We start from the raw sequence: 17,049 nt of genomic DNA on the forward strand, positions 1-17,049 counted from the left end.
GTAGGCAAGCAAGGGCGGGTCCTGCGATAGCGCCCGCTAGGCATGCGCCGTGAGGCGCTTGATTTCTCCGGCCAGCGCGTCGATCGGTACCGGCTTCACGAAGTGCGCGCGGAACCCCGCGCGTGCCGTGCGCTCGCGCACAGCGGGATCGCTATGGCCCGTCAATGCGATGGCCGGGGGCGACGCACCGTCGTATGTGCGCGCCATATCGCGAATCGCCGCCAATACGTCGCAACCGTCCTGATCGCCCAGCGAGATATCGCACACGACGATGCCGGGCCAATCCGACGGCGTGGTTTCGCGCAGGCGCCGCAACGCGTCGTCGCCCGAGGTGGCGAGTTCGACTTGCGCGCCATTGGCGACGAGCGCCGCTTCGAGCGCGTCGCGGGCCTCTTCGTCGTCGTCGATCGCCAGGACATTGATCCCGTCGAGCCGCGCGCTGGCGGGTGCAATGGGGGCCACCTGCCCGTCAGCGCCGACGACCGGCAGCAGCGGCAAGCACGCCACGTATGCCACGCGGCCATCCACGGCCATCGGCCGGAACGTCCCTCCAGCGGCGCCCAACGTATGCTCGGCCTCCGCCGCCTGCTCATCGGAGAGCGGCGCCGGCTCACCGCGCGCACCGACGACGGCGAGCCAAGCCGTATTGTTCTCGCGCTGGGCCCGCAACTCCACCCGCGCGCCCGGCGGCGCATGCTCGATCTCGTTGGCGCAAAGCATCGCCACGACGCGCTGAATTTGCTCGGTCTCCCCGGCGACCGGGATATCCGGATCGGCCACCCGCAAACCGAAATCGATCCCTTGCTTGCTCGCCTCCGTCGCGACGCGCGCCCCGATCGCCGCCGCGAGATCGCCCACCCGCATCGGTTGCGCGGCAAGCTTGCGCTGCGTGTGCTCGAGCTCTCCTTGCTCCAGTTGCAACGCCCACATGCGCGCATACACGCCGCCCTGGCGCGCGAGCAATTGCTCGTGCCGGCCTTGCTCGACGATGCGCCCATGTTCCATCACGAGGATGTGATCGGCATCGACGATGGTCGATAACCGGTGTGCTATCACGACCGAGGTGCGCCCCTCGGCCAGCCGCCGAAACTCGTTTTGAATCGCGCGCTCCGAGCGCGTGTCGAGCGCAGAGGTGGCCTCGTCGAATACGATGATCGGCGGGTCCTTCAAGAACGCGCGCGCGATCGCGATGCGCTGCCGCTCGCCGCCCGAGAGCCGCACGCCACGCTCGCCGACGCGCGTGTCGTAATGATCGGGCAGGCGTTCGACGAACTCGTCGAGCTGCGCCGCACGCGCGGCTCGCACGATATCGGCGCGTGTCGCGTTCGCATGCCCGTAGCCGATGTTGTAGGCGATCGTTTCGTTGAAGAGCACCGTGTCTTGCGGCACGATGCCGATCGCCCGGCGCAGCGAGTGGCGCGTGACTAGGCGCACGTCCTGCCCATCGATCGTCACGCGGCCGCTAGTCGGGGCGTACAGGCGAAAGAGCAGCCGCATGAGCGTCGATTTGCCCGAGCCGCTTCCGCCCACGACCGCGAGCGTGGTGCCGGCCTTCGCGCGAAAGTCGACATCGTGCAAGATTTGACGCGCGGGGTCGTAGCCGAACTCCACGTGTTCGAACGCGATCTCGCCCGCCGTCACCACGAGCGGCATCGCACCGGGCTCGTCGCGATCCTCGTCGGCCGTTGCGTCGCCGCCTTCGAGACTGTCGGCGGCCAGCACGATGAACATCCGCTCGACGTTCACGAGCGCGTCGTTGGTCTCGCGAAACACGAACCCGAGCGTATTGAGCGGCATACATACCTGAACGATGTAGGCGTTCACGAGCACGAGATCGCCGAGCGTCATCCGCCCCGCCACGACGTATTGCACCGCGAGCAACATCATCACCGCGATTCCCAGGCACACGATCGCGCTCTGCCCCAAATGCAATGCGGTGAGCGCCCGCTGATTGGCCAGCCGCGCGACGATCCATTGCGACAGCACGCCCCGGTAGCGCGCCGTTTCGATGTCTTCGGCGGCGAAGTATTTCACCGTCTCGTAGTTGAGCATGCTGTCGACGAGCCGGCTATCCGAGGCCGACTCCAAGCGATTGACCTCGCGCTGAACGAGCATGCGACGGCGCGTGAAGATGACCGTGTAGGTCGCGTATCCGGCCAGCGTCGCGGCAATGATCCAGATGAACGCAATCGTGAAATTGCTGGCGATGATGCCCATGACGGTGCCGATTTCGATGAACGCGGGCAAGATCGTAAAGAGCCCCACACCGAGCAGATAACCGACCCCGTCGGTACCCTTTTGCACGTCGCGCACGATCGAACCCGTCTCGCGCTGCGAGTGGTACCGTGCCCCCAGCCGATGCAAGCGCGCGAACGTCCGCTCGGCAAGCCCCGCGACCGTATGCTGCGTAACGGTGCTGAACACGACGTCGCGCGCCTCGCCGAGCGCATCGCCGATGAAGCGCAACAACGCATAGCCCAATACGAGAAACACGGGAAACAACGCGAGCGCGGTACGGTGTCCGAGATCGTCGATGATCGCGCGCAAGGCGAGCGGCACCGATACCCCGGCGAGCTTGGCCACGACCATCAACGCGGCGGCGCCGAACGTCTGCTTGCGATACCGCCACATCGCGAACCAGAGATCGGCCGCGATGCGCCCCTTCACTTTTGCCTGTATGCGCCGCCCGATTCGCTTCACGCCCGCCCTCGTTCGGCGTCGGCCAGGAACGATTCATCGATGCCTATCATTAGGTTGCACTCGTCGAGGCCGGCGCCGCTGGCGGGCAGATGGCGCTGAAACGCATCCTCGGCGCGTAGGCGCAGCGCCTCGCGCGCTTGCAGCCGCTTCGCCCCGGGCAACGCCGCATAGCGCGCGACGACGCTGGGCTCGAGCACGAGGCTCACCGCGCAGCGCGAGTCGAGAATGCTCATATTGCCTGCCGACGCAACCCAGGACACCTGGATCGTGACCGCGCCGTCGGAGCCCGTCACGTGCGTGATGGAAGTGGTCGGAAACGGGAAACTCTTGAACAGGGCATGTTCCATTTCGGCAAGGCTTCGCCGTGTGTCGAGCAACTCGGTCATCGACTCTCCTCATCACGGTTAGGGGGCGGGCGACGACGCAGAAAAGCGCTGCGCGTGCCGCATACACGATAGACGCAATGCGCGTTCCAGGGATTCGGCGGCGACGTTCCCGCGGTTCGCGGCATGCCCCTTGCAGCATTGAAAGCGTGCGTGCGGAGTTGAATGAACGCGCATCTCGCAACCATTTTGACGGAGGACCATCATGAAGACCTCGACGAAGAAGACCCTATTGGTTTCGATGCTGGCGCTCGCTTGCGCGGGCGGTGCCTATGCCCAGGGTGCGGCCGGTGCCGGCGGCGCGGGCGGCTCCGGTGGCGGAGCGGCCGGTGCGGCAGGCGGTACGGGCGGGACCGGCGGCGGCACGCGCGGCGGGACCGGCGTGGCCCCGAGCGGCAATACGTTGTCGCAGCCGGGTGTTCAACCCGGTATGAGCGGTGCGAACTCGAGCGGTGGATACGGCAGCCCCGGCGATACCGGATCGGAATCGGGACGCACCTCGGGCCGCTATAGCAAGTCGCGCAACATGACCCACAGTCCTTCCGATTCGACGGGCGGCTACTCGCCTCGGCAAGAGGGGCAAACGAGCAACGGGCAGCAGTAACCCGGGGCGCTCGTAGCCGACGGGCCGGCGTAGGCGCCGGCCCGTCGGCCGTTATAGCAACACCGCCCCATCAATTTCCGCCCGGCAGCCCTGAACTTGCCACGACACGCGCGATTTGCCGCTTGGCGGCTTCGTAGACATGCTCGGGCGTGAAGCCGAACTTGCCTTGCAGATCGCGCATCGGCGCCGAGGCACCGAACGTATGCATGGCGATCGTCTCGCCGAAGCGCCCGACGTACCGGTCCCATCCGAGCGACGCGCCCTGTTCGACGGCCACGCGCGCATCCACTTCCGGCGGCAACACGGCGTCCCGATACGCACGGCCTTGGAGCTCGAAGACATACCAAGACGGCATCGACACCACGCGCGCGGCGATCCCCTCCCGCGTCAAGCGCTCGTAGGTCTGCATGCAGACGTGCACCTCGCTGCCCGTCGCGAGCAGCAACACGCTGGGCGCCGCCCCGTTCGGGGGATCCGCGAGGACGTATGCACCGCGCCGCACGCCCTCGGCGTCGGCGCACCGGGTGCGATCGAGCGTGGGCACCGGTTGACGCGACAGCACGAGCGCGGTGGGGCGCCGGCGCGCCGACAACGCCATGCGCCAGGCTTGCGTCACCTCATTGGCATCCGCCGGGCGCAGCACCGTCAATCCCGGCACGGCGCGCAGCGAGGCAAGCTGCTCGACCGGTTGATGGGTCGGCCCGTCCTCGCCAAGGCCGATCGAGTCATGCGTGAAGACGAAAACGACCGGGATTTCCATCAACGCGGCAAGGCGAATCGGCGGCTTCATATAGTCGCTGAAGATCAAAAACGTGCCCGTGTAGGGCCGCAGATTCGATAGAGCAAGCCCGTTCGCGACGGCGCCCATCGCGTGCTCGCGCACGCCGAAGTGCAGGTTGCGGCCGTGCGGGTCCTCGGCCGAGAAACTACCCGCGCCGTCGAACTTGAGCAGCGTCTTGGTGGAGGGCGCGAGGTCCGCTGCGCCGCCCAATATCCAAGGCACGCGCGGCGCGATGGCGTTGAGCACTTCGCCCGATGACGCGCGCGTCGCCTCGCCCTTTGAATCGGGCGCGAACGAAGGCAAACCGTCATCCCATCCGTCAGGCAGCGCATGCCGTTCGATCAACTCCAATTCACGCGCCAGCTCCGGGTACTTGCGCGCGTATTGCTCGAACGATGCGAGCCATGTTTGCCACGCTTGCGCCCCGCGCGCGCCGATGCCTTCGGCGAACCGCTCGTGCACATGAGGCGGCACGTAGAACTGCTTTTCCTCGGGCCACCCATAGGCGCGCTTGGCCAGTGCCACTTCCTCTTCACCTAACGCGTCGCTATGCGCGGCCGAGGTACCTTCCTTATGCGGCGCGCCCCAGCCGATGACGCTCTGCACGACGATCAAGGTGGGTGCATCGCTCGTCCGCGCCGCATCGTTCAGCGCGGCTTCGAGGGCGTCGCGATCATTGGCGTCTTCGACGGTCAGCGTATGCCAGCCGTAGCCTTTGAAGCGCGCCTGCACATCGTCGCTATACGCGAGATCGGTGTGCCCTTCGATCGTCACGCGATTGCTGTCGTAGATCCACGTGAGGTTCGACAAGCGAAGGTGCCCCGCCAGCGAAGCCGCTTCATGCGAGATGCCTTCCATTAGATCGCCGTCGCCGGCCAGCGCGTAGACGCGATAGTCGAACAGATCGAAGCCGTCGCGGTTGTATCGCGCCGCATACCAGCGCGAGGCGATAGCCATGCCCACGCTGTTGCCGAGCCCCTGCCCGAGCGGGCCGGTGGTCGTCTCCACACCCGTGGTCATGCGGTACTCCGGATGTCCCGGCGTTTTACTGTCGAGTTGACGAAACCGGCGAATGTCGTCGAGCGAGACCGCGGGTGCCTGCGTCGCTCGGCCCTCGTCGTCGACCGCTTTGACGCCGGCCAAATGCAGGACCGAATACAGCAGCATCGAAGCGTGACCGACGGACAGAACGAAACGGTCGCGATTGGGCCATAGCGGCTCGTTCGGGTCGTAGCGCAGATGGCGTTGCCAAAGCTGATACACGACGGGCGCCAACGCCATCGGCGCGCCGGCATGGCCCGAATTGGCCTTTTGCACGGCATCCATCGACAACGTGCGAATGGTGTCGATACAAAGCTTGTCGAGTGCGGGGTCTGAATGCATTGCATGCGTCCTTATGAAGGGTTGCAACCGAACAATCGAAACGAGCAACGCCTATACCCACGATTCACCTGCAAAGGCTGCATCGCCGCTGCAGGTTTTACGAAAGACCCACACGTGACACACCGCTCGTTCGCGGCGGCCGCGCGCGCCACGCCGCGGCGCCCCGCGCAAGGAACGCTCGTTGCTTGATTGAAGGCGTGTTCAACTTCATCGAAGGAGGCAAATATGGCGCAGCATCCGGCCCACTCCCAAGACCATCGACACCCGGGACAACCGTCGCCGGTCGCCGTTCAAAAAGCGCTGGCGGGCATCGACTACCCCACGACGCGCGAGCACCTGGCCGAAACCGCGCGCAGCCATCACGCGGATCGAGAGATCGTCGAGTTGCTCGACCGGCTACCCGACAAGAATTACGACAGCCCCGCTGCCGTGTCGAAGGCCATCGCGCAAGTGCAATAGCGTTCGATGCCGCAAGGCGAGCGAGACACGCGGCATCGGCCATACCGATTGATCCACAGTAAAGGAGCAGACCATGAGCATTTCACCCGATCCCATCGGCAGTCGCGGCGAAACCCGCATCGTTGGTAAAGGCAGTGAGACGGCGGAAGGCCCCGGCCCCTATGTCATGGCGGCGAGCACGCTCGACGGCGACAAGGTCATGAGTTCCGACGGCGAAGATGTCGGCAAGATCAAGGAAATCATGTTGGACGTCTACACGGGGCGTATTGCTTACGCCGTGATGTCCAGCGGCGGGTTCCTCGGCATCGGCGACAAGCTGCTCGCGATTCCATGGAGCGCGCTGACCTTGGATACGGACCGCAAATGCTTTTTGCTTTCCGTGACGAGCGAATCCGTCAAGAACGCGCCGGGCTTCGACAAGGATCATTGGCCGGCCATGGCGGACGTTGCCTGGGCGAGCGAGTTGCACGATTACTACCGGACCTCGCCTTATTGGAACTCGAATATGGAGCGGGTCGAGACGACGGGCGTCGCCTCCGGCACCGTGCCGGATAGAAGCGGCCACCACTAGGCACCACTAACCCGCGCAGGGCTAGAGCGCCGGCCGGCCGCGCCGCAAGATGCGCGGCCGGCCGGCGCGAGCGCTGCTCGCTCTCAACCGCCGCCGATCCCCTGTAACACCCTGCCTGTCCCCCCGCAGATGGTACAAGGCTGACCTTCCACCATGCCGGTTCCCCGGCACACCCGGCACGGGCTCTCACCGACGCCCGGTGCATCCGGTGGCGCTTCGTCCCCGGGATTCTTCGGTTCTTGGGTCTCTTGCATGGGCTTAAGTCCTCCGTGAATGGGCGCGGCTCGCCCGCGCCGCCGTTGGCTGCGGAGCAGCAATTTGCGGGCCGCCGGGCAAGCGGCGCGGCCTGTCCGAAAATGCATGGTTTCGGCACGTGCACTGACATCGGATTGTGACGAGCGAATTAAAGCGATTCGCATTAACGGTAACCGAACATTTCCGAAAGCCGATGAAAATGGGGAAATTCATTCGCACCCATCAAAACAAATGGGGCAGCAGACAAAGGCCATTCTTCCATATTGCGAACCGCCGAAGACCGGATTAGTATTGCGCCAACCCCGAATCAAGCCCGGCCTCACCCAACCAGTCGGGTATTCGAAACAATTACCGGATCGCCGCAGGATGCGTGCCTGCGGCGGGTAATTACTACCTTCTGCAGTTGAACGAAAAAATTATTCTTCGAAAACGTTTTATAGCGTCATATGAATAGCCATTCCGATCGCTCGTTGATTTTTGCCTTTTCGCCGGCATTCAATCCGGTTTTACTCAGCGCTTTTCGTCGACGAAGTAATTGATACGCGGGTGGGGCCGCAACCGGTCCCACACGCCACTACTGATCCCGAGATCGATCGACTATCTTTGTTCCATTGGAGAGCAGCATGCTGAGCCCACACGAACTCGCCACATTGATGCTGGTCAGGGACGCGCCCGACCAAATCGGCGACCGCGCCGAGCTGAGCACATTGCTCGAGCGTCATTTGATCGCGCTCGAGCAGAGCGCCGAACAGGTCGGGATGCCGCGGCCGCGCATTACCGAAAACGGCAACTCGATTCTCGAGGCCTGCTCTCGCCTGCGGTAACGGCGAGGGAGGCTGGAGTACAGCGGCGCGATGGCAGCGAGCGGCACATCGCGCCGTCCTTACGTTTCACTTCGTCAAACGCGCATCGAAGGAGAATCGAAGATGACAAAGAGAATTGCCCTCGTAACCGGCGGCATGGGCGGCATCGGCGAAGCGATCAGCATTAGGTTGCACGACGTCGGTCATGCCGTCGTCGTGACCTATTCGCCGAGCAATACCGGCGCCGACGATTGGCTTGCAAAGATGGAAGCGACGGGCCGGCAATTTCGGGCGTATCCCGTCGACGTGGCGGACTACGCTTCGTGCCAGCGCTGCGCGGCCCAGATCAAGGCCGAGATCGGGCCGATCGACATTCTCGTCAACAACGCGGGCATCACGCGCGACTCGAGCTTCAAAAAGCTCGAGAAAGAGGCATGGGATGCGGTGCTGAGCACGAACCTCGATTCGGTGTTCAACATGACCAAGCAGTGGTACGAGGACATGACGACGCGAGGCTGGGGGCGAATCGTCAATATCTCGTCGGTCATCGGCTGCAAGGGCGGCTTCGGACAAACGAACTATGCGGCGGCCAAAGCGGGCATGCACGGCTTCACGAAGTCGCTCGCGCTGGAAGTGGCGCGCAAGGGCGTGACCGTCAACACCGTCTCGCCGGGTTTCATCGCGACGCGCATGGTCACGGCCGTGCCCGACGAGATCATGCAGTCGAAGATCTTGCCGGAGATTCCGGTCGGGCGCCTCGGCCAGCCCGAGGAAGTGGCAGCGCTGGTCGCCTACTTGTGTTCGCAAGACGCCGCCTTCGTAACGGGCGCCAACATCTCGATCAACGGTGGCCAACATCTGCAATGACGCGCGCCGCTGGTAAAGCCACCATCCGATAAAACGGCCGCGAGCGGATGACGTCCGCCACGCATGGCCATCCCCGACCGGTACGCCTCTCGCCTTCGCAGCCGGTTACATCCACTCGCGCCGCGCGTCGGACACCGTCCTCGCGCGGCGCGATCCTATCGTGTGACCGGTGTGCCCGCCGTGCCCGGCGCGCTCAGGCCAAGCGAGTCGTACCGCATGAGCCTCGGCATGTCGCTTGCAGTTGCGCCCGGGAATCCACATAGAAAGGACCCCACCTCATGCACTTTGCATCCGCGCGTGCCGCGCTCGCCGCCGCCCTGTTCTGCGCCGCCGCCTGCTGCGCCGCCAAACCGGCGCACCCGCGCGTACCTATCGGCGCGGCAAGCGAGCCGGTGCAATTGGCGCGCGCGGATCCCGCAGCCCCCGCGACCGAGCCCGCGCCGCCGTCCGAAACGCTCGGCGAGCTTTACCGGGACGTCGAACTCGCGCATCTGTTTCCCGACAGCAAGACGTTCGCCGACATGATTCCGAACGAGTCACCCCAACGCATCGTTGCGGCCTATCGCGCCGCGCGAGACCAATCGGGCTTCAATCTGCACAAGTTCGTCGTGGCCCATTTCGACCCGCCCACGCACGATGCAAAGCCGTATGTGTCGGACCCGAAGGAAACGGTCGTCGAGCATATCGATACGCTCTGGGATGTGCTGACCCGCAAGCCCGACGCCGTACCGAATCCGTGGTCGTCGCTCTTGCCGCTGCCCGCGCCGTATGTCGTACCGGGCGGCCGCTTCGACGAGGTGTACTACTGGGATTCGTACTTCATCATGCTCGGCTTGGTCGCCAGCGGCCGGCACGACCTCGCCGACGACGAACTGAAGAACTTCGCCGCCCTCATCGATCGCTACGGCCACATTCCGAACGGCAACCGCACGTACTATCTGAGCCGGTCGCAGCCGCCGTTTTTCTCGCAGATGGTGGGATTGCTCGCCGAACACGATGGCGAAAGCATCTATCTGCGATATCTGCCCGAGCTCAAAGCCGAGTACGACTATTGGATGAACGGCGCGGCGTCCTTGGGGCCGGGTCAGGCGAGCCGCCACGTCGTGAGATTGGCGGACGGCACGGTGCTCAATCGCTACTGGGACGAGCGGGCCGCGCCGCGCGACGAATCGTATCGAGAGGACGTCGCGACGGCGCATTCGATGCCTCGGCGCGACTCCGGAGAACTGTGGCGGGACCTGCGCGCGGGCGGAGAAACCGGCTGGGACTTCAGCTCCCGCTGGTTCGCCGACGACCGCACGCTCGCGACGATCGACGTCACCTCTCTCATCCCCGTCGATCTCAATTCGTTGCTTTACGGTCTGGAGCGGACGTTGGCGAAAGCCTATCAGTTGCAGGGCGACGCTTCGCGCGCGGAGAACTTCAACGCGCGAGCATCTGCGCGGGCCGATGCCATCCGCCGCTTGCTCTGGGACCCGCGCATCGGCGCATTCGCGGATTACGATTTCGTACACGGCAAGTTGCTTGATCGACTGACGGCTGCGACGGCCTACCCATTGTTCGCGGGCGTCGCCTCGCGCAGCCAAGCGACCACGGTCGCGCAATCGATCCAGCGGGGCTTACTGCGCCCTGGGGGGATCGCGACGACCGAGGTCGACAGCGGCCAACAATGGGACGAGCCCAATGGCTGGGCCCCGCTGCAGTACCTCGCGGTGATCGGCCTGCGGCGCTATGGGCAGAGCGCGCTTGCGCGGACCATCGCGACGCGCTGGATCCGCACCAACGTCGACTATTACGTACGCACGGGCAAGCTCGTGGAGAAATACGACATCGGCCGCAATGCCGGCCACGAATCGGCCGGCGGCGGCGAGTACCCGTTACAGGATGGATTCGGCTGGACCAACGGCGTGCTGAGAGCCCTGCTCGTGCTCTACCCGCACGCCGTCGACGTCGAGCATGCGATTGCTGAGCATCAGGGTTCTAAATCCGCATCGGGTAAGTCGGGCGTCTCGATGTGATCCGGTTCGATATCGGCGTCGGGGGTCAGGGTCGAGTCGCCGTCCGCCGACGAGCGCTCGCCCGTCCCCGCGCGATCGGTGTCGCTCGCGAGTTCGGCGTCGCCCAATTCCAACGCATGCTCGTCCAACTCGGAGTCCTTATCGAACTCGTGACGCTTCGCCCCGGCGATGTCGCTTCCGCTATCGGACGAATCGCTCGGTCCCAGGGCCCCGGTCTCGCGGCCGCTCGCCTCCGAATCGCCGCTTTACGGAAAGTTGTCTGGATCTAACGTACTCATAAAGTTTCTCCTTCGTTTCAATCGAATCGCTCCCTCCCAGGTCGAGCAACGCTCGCGCCTACGGCCGCGCCCCGGTGCAAGACATGGCGTCTCGGCACGCACGATGCGTGTTCATCGACGTGCCGCCGAAACGATGGGTTGGCGCTATCTAAACGGAGGACGATGATGACCATTCACAGCGGAAAATCGCAGGACGAACGCGTCGCCGCGCGCAAGGGAGAGAAGCAGCGGGCGTTGGAGCAGCCCGGCGGCGACATGGCCGTCGACGGCACGCAAGCCGACGAAACGCACAGCAGCGGCGAGCTCTCCGAGACGGGCAAACGCGCCTGGCGCACGGGGTCCGGGATGGACGAAGGCGGGAAAAGCCGCTAACGCCGCTGAAGCCGCTGAAGCGCAACGCACCCTCGTGGAACGCCCGTTGCTTACACATCGCTTGTCTCAAGCGCGGCGGCGAGGCTTCGTTACGGCCGCCGCGACCATCGCTCAACCGTATTCGATAGGAGATCCGATATGCGCACCCACAGCACATCGACCACGGGCGTCTCTCAATCTCAAGGCGCCCGCATCGTCGGCAAAGGGCCGGAAACCGCGGCGGGTCCGGGCCCCGATGTCATGGCCGCGAGCACCCTGGATGGCGACAAGATTCTCAGCACCGACGGCGAGGAAATCGGCAAGGTCAAGGAAATCATGCTCGACGTACAGGCCGGGCGCATCGCCTACGTCGTGATGTCGTGCGGCGGCTTCCTCGGCATCGGCGACAAGCTGCTCGCGATCCCTTGGAACGCACTGACACTCGACACCACACGCAAGTGTTTCCTCGTGTCGCTGTCGTCCGAGCTCATCAAGAACGCCCCGGGTTTCGACAAGCAACACTGGCCCTCGATGGCCGACGCCACCTGGGCCACGTCCATCCATCAGTACTACGGACGCGAACCGTATTGGCGCAGCCTCGGCGCCGATGACGAGTACGAGTCGGACTACGACGCCGCTCGCGACGATCTCGACCCGGACGCCCCCGAAGCGGGCGGCGTCAAGCTGTAAACCGCCGGCGGCCGCCGAAACCGATCGGCGGCCGCCGCGTCGAAGCGATCCCGCCGGTTAGGGCTTCGTCGAGGAAGCCGCTTCCGGATTGCTCGCCCCGCTCGCACCGCGAAGGTGGCGATGGTGGTGCTTCTTGTGCTTGTGCTTCATATGCATCGTGCCGCTGCTCGAGGCGTTGTCGTCCGACGGCGAGGCGGTGCTGCCCGGCGGCATCGTCGCGCCCTTGGTCCCGGTGGTGCCCTCGCTGCCGGGCGGCTGCTGCACGCCGGTCCCGGCCGCTCCCGGTCCGTTCGAATTGCCGCCCCCGTTCGCGTTCTGACCGAACGACGGTGCCGCCACCAAGCCAAGACCAGCCACGAGGGCCGATGCGATCAGTGTCCGATGCGCGATGCTCGATTTCATTGGAATCACCTCCTTTAAATACAACGGCCATTGCGGCCCGGTACGCCGCACGAAATTCGGCGCAGGAGCTTTACGCCATGCAATGCGCATGCCTCAACGGTGCAGCTTCTTGCGCAGGCCTTCGACTTCGTCCGGTGTAACCGGCCGCGCCTGGTTGCCCCACGCATTGCGCACGAACGTCAGCACACGGGCCATCTCGGTGTCGTTGAGCTTGCCGATGAACGAGGGCATGCGCTCGGGCTTGGGGCCGCCGATCGTATGGGGGCTCTGGCCGCCGTTGATCAGCAGCCGGATCAGCGAAGTCGCGTGAGGTGCCACGACGATGGGATTACCGGCGAGCCGCGGAAATTTTCCGGGCTGGCCTTGCCCATCGGCCTCGTGGCAACGCGCGCAAAACGCGTTGTAAATGCCGGCCCCCGGATACTCCACCGAACCCGTGCGCAGGATATTCACGGTGGCCTCGCCTTTGGCCGGGTCCGTATCCACATGTCCGCTCTTCGCGCGCGGCGGCAGCGATTTCAAATATGTGGCGATCGCGTGCAAATCGGCGTCGCTCATGTATTGCCCGCTGTCCTCCACCACTTCCACCATGCTGCCGAACGTCACGAGCCCACCGCCGTGTCCGTGGCGCAAGAAGCCGACGATGTCGTCTTCCGAGAACCGGCCCAGGCCTGAATCCGGATCGCCCGTCAAATTCGGCGCATACCAGTGATCGTTGGTGCCGCCCGTGAGATACAGCGGATCGCCCTCGTTGTAGCCGCGCTCCTCGTACGCTACTCCGCGCGGCGTGTGGCAAGCGCCGCAGTGGCCGAATGCCTGCACGAGATAGGCGCCGCGATTCCACTCGGCGCTGCGATCTTCCCGGGGACCGTAGCGCGAGTGCGGCACCATGAGCGAGTCCCAGGCGGCGAGTACCCAGCGTTGATTGAACGGAAACGGCAGCTTGGTTTCAGGCGCCGGCTTGGCGACCGGTTTCACCCCATGCATGAAAAAGGCGTAAAGCGCGCGCATGTCGTCGTCGCTGATTTTGACGAACGAGCCGAACGGCATCGCGGGGTACAGATGCTTGCCCCCCGGCGCGATGCCGTCGCGCACCGCGCGGACGAAATCATCGTAGCTGTACTTGCCGATCCCGTAGACCGGGTCGGGCGTGATGTTGCTCGTCCATATCGTGCCGAACGGCGAGCCCATCGGCAGCCCCCCCGCGAACGCGGGCGAAGGCTTCGGCGGATTGCCGGTGGGCGCGTTGGTGTGACATCCCGCGCAGTCGGATAGATCGGCCAGATACTTCCCGCGGGCGATCAGCTGCGCGCTTGCCGTATCGTCGGCGCGGCAGAGCGCCGGAAAGGCGAGCGCACACAGCAAGGCGGCCCATGCGAAGCAACGTCGAAGCGGTCGAGCACTCGAGCCGGACACCATATGCTCCTTGTCATCGATGCGCGCAGTCATCTGCACGCCGAAACGAGCGAGGTCGCCACATCGGTGGCCACCAGCGCGAACAAGAACAACCCGCTCGCCATCAATGCCACGCGAGCGACGAACGCTTCGCCTTCCACTTTCGTGTCCGTCGATTCGGGACGCACCTTGCGCGCGTGATGCAATAGCCGCCAATTGCGCCACGCGAGCCAAGTACCGACGAGTCCCACGAGCAGCCACATCGCGCTCATGCCCACGACGCTCCACGCCACTCTCGAGCCGAGCGGGATGCGAAGCTGCACGTCGTGAGGAAAGCACCATTGCGCAACGATGGTTTCGCCGATCGTGGTTTGAGCGAGCCAAGCACCGGGCGCGGCGAGCGCACCCATCGTCAATGCGAACGCCGAAACGGGCGAGCCGCCCTCGGCACGTTTCGCTAGCATGTGGGTCCTCCCCGTCAAAACCAATATGGCGTCAAATACAACGTCGTGAAAATAAAGAGCCACACGACGTCGACGAAGTGCCAGTAGTAGCTGCCGATTTTGAGAGCGGCATGTCGCCGTTCGTCCAAATAGCCGAGCGCGATCCACACCGTGAGCACCGAAAGCACGACGACGCCCACGAGCACGTGCGCCATATGGAAGCCCGTGATCGTGAAGTAGAGCGAGCCGTACAAATGCGACGTGGCGCCATACGGATGGTCGTGCCACTCGTGCCGCTGAATCGCCATGAAGACGATCCCCAGCACGACCGCGGTCGCCATCGATACGACGGCCATGCGCTTGTGCTTGTGACGCAAGAACCATTCGCACAGCCAGCAAAACACGCTGCTCGAAATCAGGATCAGCGTGTTCACCGACGAAATGCCGAGCTTAGGCAGCCCTTCGGGAGGCCAATGCTGGGTCTGCTGTACCGCGGAGTACATGTAGCTGAAGATCAAGTAGCCGAACAACGAGGCTTCCGTCAGAATCAGCATCAGCACGCCGAGCATCCCGCTTGCCCTCATGCCCGCGCTGCCGACCGGCAACGCTTCGGGCGGACTCATCAGCACTACTTGCGCATCGTCGCTCATCGATCAGCCCTCCCGCGCCGGTATGGGTTCGCGTTGGACGAGTTCACGGCGCGGCCACATCCATCCGATGATGGCCGCGACGCACACCGCGAGCACGATCCCGCCGAACACCCACCACTGGAGCAGCAACGCCCCGAAAAACAGCGCCGCGGCCAGGCCGAGTACGAACGGGGCGTACGAGTCCCCGGGCATCTTGAGAATCACGTACGGTTTTCCGCTTACCGCGGTCGTACCGAGCGCCTCCTTGCCTTGGCCCAGCAGGTAGCCATCGTCCAAATGCGAGCGGGCCTCTTCAGGTTTATCGGCTTCGTCTTCCATCCGCGTTTCCCATAACGGATGACGGCTGCCGACGATCGGCAACACGGCGAAGTTGTAGGGGGGCGGCGGCGACGGTATCGACCATTCGAGCGAGCCGGCGTCCCACGGGTTGTTGCCCGCCGCCGGACCGCGTTTCAGGCTATAGGCCACGTCGATCAAAAAGACCAAAATACCGAATGCGAAGATGAACGATCCGATCGATGTGATCAGATTCGCGGTGCTCCAGCCCATGTCCGGCGCGTAGGTGTAAATCCGTCGCGGCATCCCGAGCAGGCCGAGGATATGCATCGGAAAAAAGCCCACGTTGAAGCCGACGAACATGAGCCAAAAGGCCACGCGCCCGAGCCGCTCGCTCATCATCTTCCCCGTGAATTTCGGAAACCAGTAATAGACGCCGCCTACGACCGGGAACACGTTGATGCCGATCAGCACGTAATGCAGGTGCGCCACGATGAAATACGTGTCGGTCAGTTGCCAGTCGAGCGGCACGGCGGCCGTCATGACGCCGGACACGCCACCGATGACGAACAACAGAACGAACCCGGCGAAAAAGAAGAACGGCACCTTCCAGACGGGGCGCCCCAGCCAGATCGTCGCGATCCATGCGAACGTTCCGACCGCGCTCGGGATCGAAATGATCATGCTGGCCGAGCCGAAGAAAGCCAGCGCGAGCGGCGGGATGCCGGTCGCGAACATGTGGTGGATCCAGACGACGAACCCGATCACCATCGTCACCACCGTGGAGATCGCCACCGCGCCGTAGCCCACCAGCGGCCGCCGGCAAAAAACGGGCAGCGCGTCGGAGACGATGCCCATCGCCGGAAGCACGACGACGTACACCCAGGGATGCGCGAACACCCAGAACAAGTGCTGCCACATGAGCGCCCGCCCGCCGCCGCCCGTCACGTCGAAAAAGTGCGTGCCGATGCGGCGATCCATCCACAGCATGAAGAACGCGAGGCTGACCGACGGTACCGCGAGCAGATTGGCGGCCGAGATCGTCAGCGTTCCCCAGACGAGCACCGGCACGCGATTGATCGACATTCCGGCGGCGCGCATGCGGATGAAGGTCACTACGAAGTTCGCCGCGCCGGCCGTCGTCGAGACGCCGAGCAGCACCATCCCGAGCGCATAGACGTCGATGTTCGGCCCCGGGTTATAGGTCAAGCTCGATTGCGGAACGTAGTTGAACCAGCCGTCGTTCGCGCCCTGCCCCAGCGGAAAACTCAAATACAAGAACACGCCCGCGAACAAGTACGTCCAATACGAAAGCGCATTGAGCCGCGGAAATACCATGTCGCGCGCACCGAACACGAGCGGCCACAAGTAATTCGAAAAGCCGGAGAGCACGGGCATCGCGTAGAGAAAAATCATCGTGAGCCCGTGCATCGTGAATAGTTGATCGTATTGCCCGGGCGTCAGCACGGTCTCGCTCGGCTGCGCCAGTTGAATCCGCATGATCAGCGCCTCCACCCCGCCGATCACCAAGAACAGAAACGCCGTCACGAGGTAGCGCAAGCCGATGGTCTTGTGATCGACCGTCGAGAGCCAGCCGCGCCATCCCGGCTCCGTTTCCCAAATCTCATGTAGCCGCTTCCTGCCCTCCTCGTCGAGCGTGCCTCGCTGAAGCGGGCGCGACAGGCGCACAGTGCCCGGCGGGTCGCCTGGCAACGCGGAGATGGGCGTATCGGACATCGC

The 17,049-nt window shown here is 64.3% G+C and carries 16 protein-coding genes and 1 pseudogene; 8 read left to right on the forward strand and 9 right to left on the reverse strand.

Features of this window, described 5'->3' with window-relative positions; all coding sequences use genetic code 11:
• Nucleotides 1-36: 36 nt before the first annotated feature.
• The gene (locus C0Z18_RS27815; protein ID WP_102648691.1) at nucleotides 37-2,631 is read right to left on the reverse strand and encodes an ATP-binding cassette domain-containing protein; all 2,595 of its coding nucleotides are present in this window, start codon (nucleotides 2,629-2,631) and stop codon (nucleotides 37-39) included.
• 65 nt (nucleotides 2,632-2,696) lie between these two features.
• The gene (locus C0Z18_RS27820; protein ID WP_102648660.1) at nucleotides 2,697-3,086 is read right to left on the reverse strand and encodes a DUF3022 domain-containing protein; all 390 of its coding nucleotides are present in this window, start codon (nucleotides 3,084-3,086) and stop codon (nucleotides 2,697-2,699) included.
• A gap of 202 nt (nucleotides 3,087-3,288) precedes the next feature.
• On the opposite strand from C0Z18_RS27820, the gene C0Z18_RS27830 reads away from it, so the two are divergent.
• On the forward strand, nucleotides 3,289-3,687 hold the full coding sequence (locus tag C0Z18_RS27830) for a hypothetical protein (protein WP_102648662.1): 399 nt from the start codon (nucleotides 3,289-3,291) through the stop codon (nucleotides 3,685-3,687).
• A 70-nt stretch (nucleotides 3,688-3,757) separates the two neighbouring features.
• Here C0Z18_RS27830 and tkt read toward each other — a convergent pair whose 3' ends face one another.
• Nucleotides 3,758-5,851, reverse strand: a complete 2,094-nt coding sequence (tkt, locus tag C0Z18_RS27835) for a transketolase (protein ID WP_102648663.1) — start codon at nucleotides 5,849-5,851, stop codon at nucleotides 3,758-3,760.
• 225 nt (nucleotides 5,852-6,076) lie between these two features.
• On the opposite strand from tkt, the gene C0Z18_RS27840 reads away from it, so the two are divergent.
• The 5 genes from C0Z18_RS27840 to treF all read left to right on the forward strand — a co-directional run bounded on the left by C0Z18_RS27840 (nucleotide 6,077) and on the right by treF (nucleotide 10,824).
• Entirely contained in the window at nucleotides 6,077-6,310 is a 234-nt protein-coding gene (locus C0Z18_RS27840; protein WP_102648664.1) for a DUF2795 domain-containing protein, read from the forward strand.
• Nucleotides 6,311-6,383: 73 nt separating this feature from the next.
• Complete coding sequence (locus C0Z18_RS27845) at nucleotides 6,384-6,881, forward strand: PRC-barrel domain-containing protein (protein WP_102648665.1); 498 nt, start codon at nucleotides 6,384-6,386, stop codon at nucleotides 6,879-6,881.
• 878 nt (nucleotides 6,882-7,759) lie between these two features.
• Entirely contained in the window at nucleotides 7,760-7,960 is a 201-nt protein-coding gene (locus tag C0Z18_RS27850) for a hypothetical protein (protein WP_102648666.1), read from the forward strand.
• 102 nt (nucleotides 7,961-8,062) lie between these two features.
• Nucleotides 8,063-8,806, forward strand: coding sequence for an acetoacetyl-CoA reductase (phbB, locus tag C0Z18_RS27855; RefSeq protein ID WP_102648667.1), 744 nt, complete (start codon nucleotides 8,063-8,065; stop codon nucleotides 8,804-8,806).
• Between the two features lie 278 nt (nucleotides 8,807-9,084).
• A complete protein-coding gene (gene treF / locus C0Z18_RS27860; protein WP_102648668.1) occupies nucleotides 9,085-10,824 on the forward strand; it encodes an alpha,alpha-trehalase TreF in 1,740 nt (579 codons plus the stop codon).
• On the opposite strand, the pseudogene C0Z18_RS27865 reads toward treF, so the two are convergent.
• A pseudogene (locus tag C0Z18_RS27865) lies at nucleotides 10,779-11,102 on the reverse strand (chemotaxis protein). The gene treF and the pseudogene C0Z18_RS27865 sit on opposite strands and share 46 nt — an antisense overlap.
• A gap of 162 nt (nucleotides 11,103-11,264) precedes the next feature.
• Here C0Z18_RS27865 and C0Z18_RS27870 point away from each other — a divergent pair.
• Both C0Z18_RS27870 and C0Z18_RS27875 read left to right on the forward strand, forming a co-directional pair.
• Nucleotides 11,265-11,474 carry a hypothetical protein gene (locus C0Z18_RS27870; RefSeq protein WP_102648669.1) on the forward strand — a complete coding sequence of 70 codons (210 nt, stop codon included), beginning with the start codon at nucleotides 11,265-11,267 and terminating at the stop codon, nucleotides 11,472-11,474.
• 138 nt (nucleotides 11,475-11,612) lie between these two features.
• Nucleotides 11,613-12,143: a PRC-barrel domain-containing protein gene (locus C0Z18_RS27875; RefSeq protein ID WP_102648670.1), complete on the forward strand. Its 531-nt coding sequence runs from the start codon at nucleotides 11,613-11,615 to the stop codon at nucleotides 12,141-12,143.
• A 57-nt stretch (nucleotides 12,144-12,200) separates the two neighbouring features.
• On the opposite strand, the gene C0Z18_RS27880 is transcribed toward C0Z18_RS27875, so the two are convergent.
• The 5 genes from C0Z18_RS27880 to ctaD all read right to left on the reverse strand — a co-directional run bounded on the left by C0Z18_RS27880 (nucleotide 12,201) and on the right by ctaD (nucleotide 17,046).
• Nucleotides 12,201-12,545, reverse strand: coding sequence for a hypothetical protein (locus C0Z18_RS27880; RefSeq protein ID WP_146014117.1), 345 nt, complete (start codon nucleotides 12,543-12,545; stop codon nucleotides 12,201-12,203).
• 93 nt (nucleotides 12,546-12,638) lie between these two features.
• On the reverse strand, nucleotides 12,639-13,964 hold the full coding sequence (locus tag C0Z18_RS27885) for a c-type cytochrome (protein WP_102648672.1): 1,326 nt from the start codon (nucleotides 13,962-13,964) through the stop codon (nucleotides 12,639-12,641).
• A 26-nt stretch (nucleotides 13,965-13,990) separates the two neighbouring features.
• Complete coding sequence (locus C0Z18_RS27890; protein WP_102648673.1) at nucleotides 13,991-14,404, reverse strand: hypothetical protein; 414 nt, start codon at nucleotides 14,402-14,404, stop codon at nucleotides 13,991-13,993.
• 14 nt (nucleotides 14,405-14,418) lie between these two features.
• Nucleotides 14,419-15,033 (reverse strand): cytochrome c oxidase subunit 3, encoded by a 615-nt coding sequence (locus C0Z18_RS27895; protein WP_102648674.1) that lies wholly within the window; start codon nucleotides 15,031-15,033, stop codon nucleotides 14,419-14,421.
• Nucleotides 15,034-15,036: 3 nt separating this feature from the next.
• Nucleotides 15,037-17,046: a cytochrome c oxidase subunit I gene (ctaD, locus tag C0Z18_RS27900; protein ID WP_102648675.1), complete on the reverse strand. Its 2,010-nt coding sequence runs from the start codon at nucleotides 17,044-17,046 to the stop codon at nucleotides 15,037-15,039.
• Between the last annotated feature and the right edge of the window lie 3 nt (nucleotides 17,047-17,049).

It is taken from the genome of Trinickia dabaoshanensis, from assembly GCF_002879885.1.
Lineage (GTDB): Bacteria > Pseudomonadota > Gammaproteobacteria > Burkholderiales > Burkholderiaceae > Trinickia > Trinickia dabaoshanensis.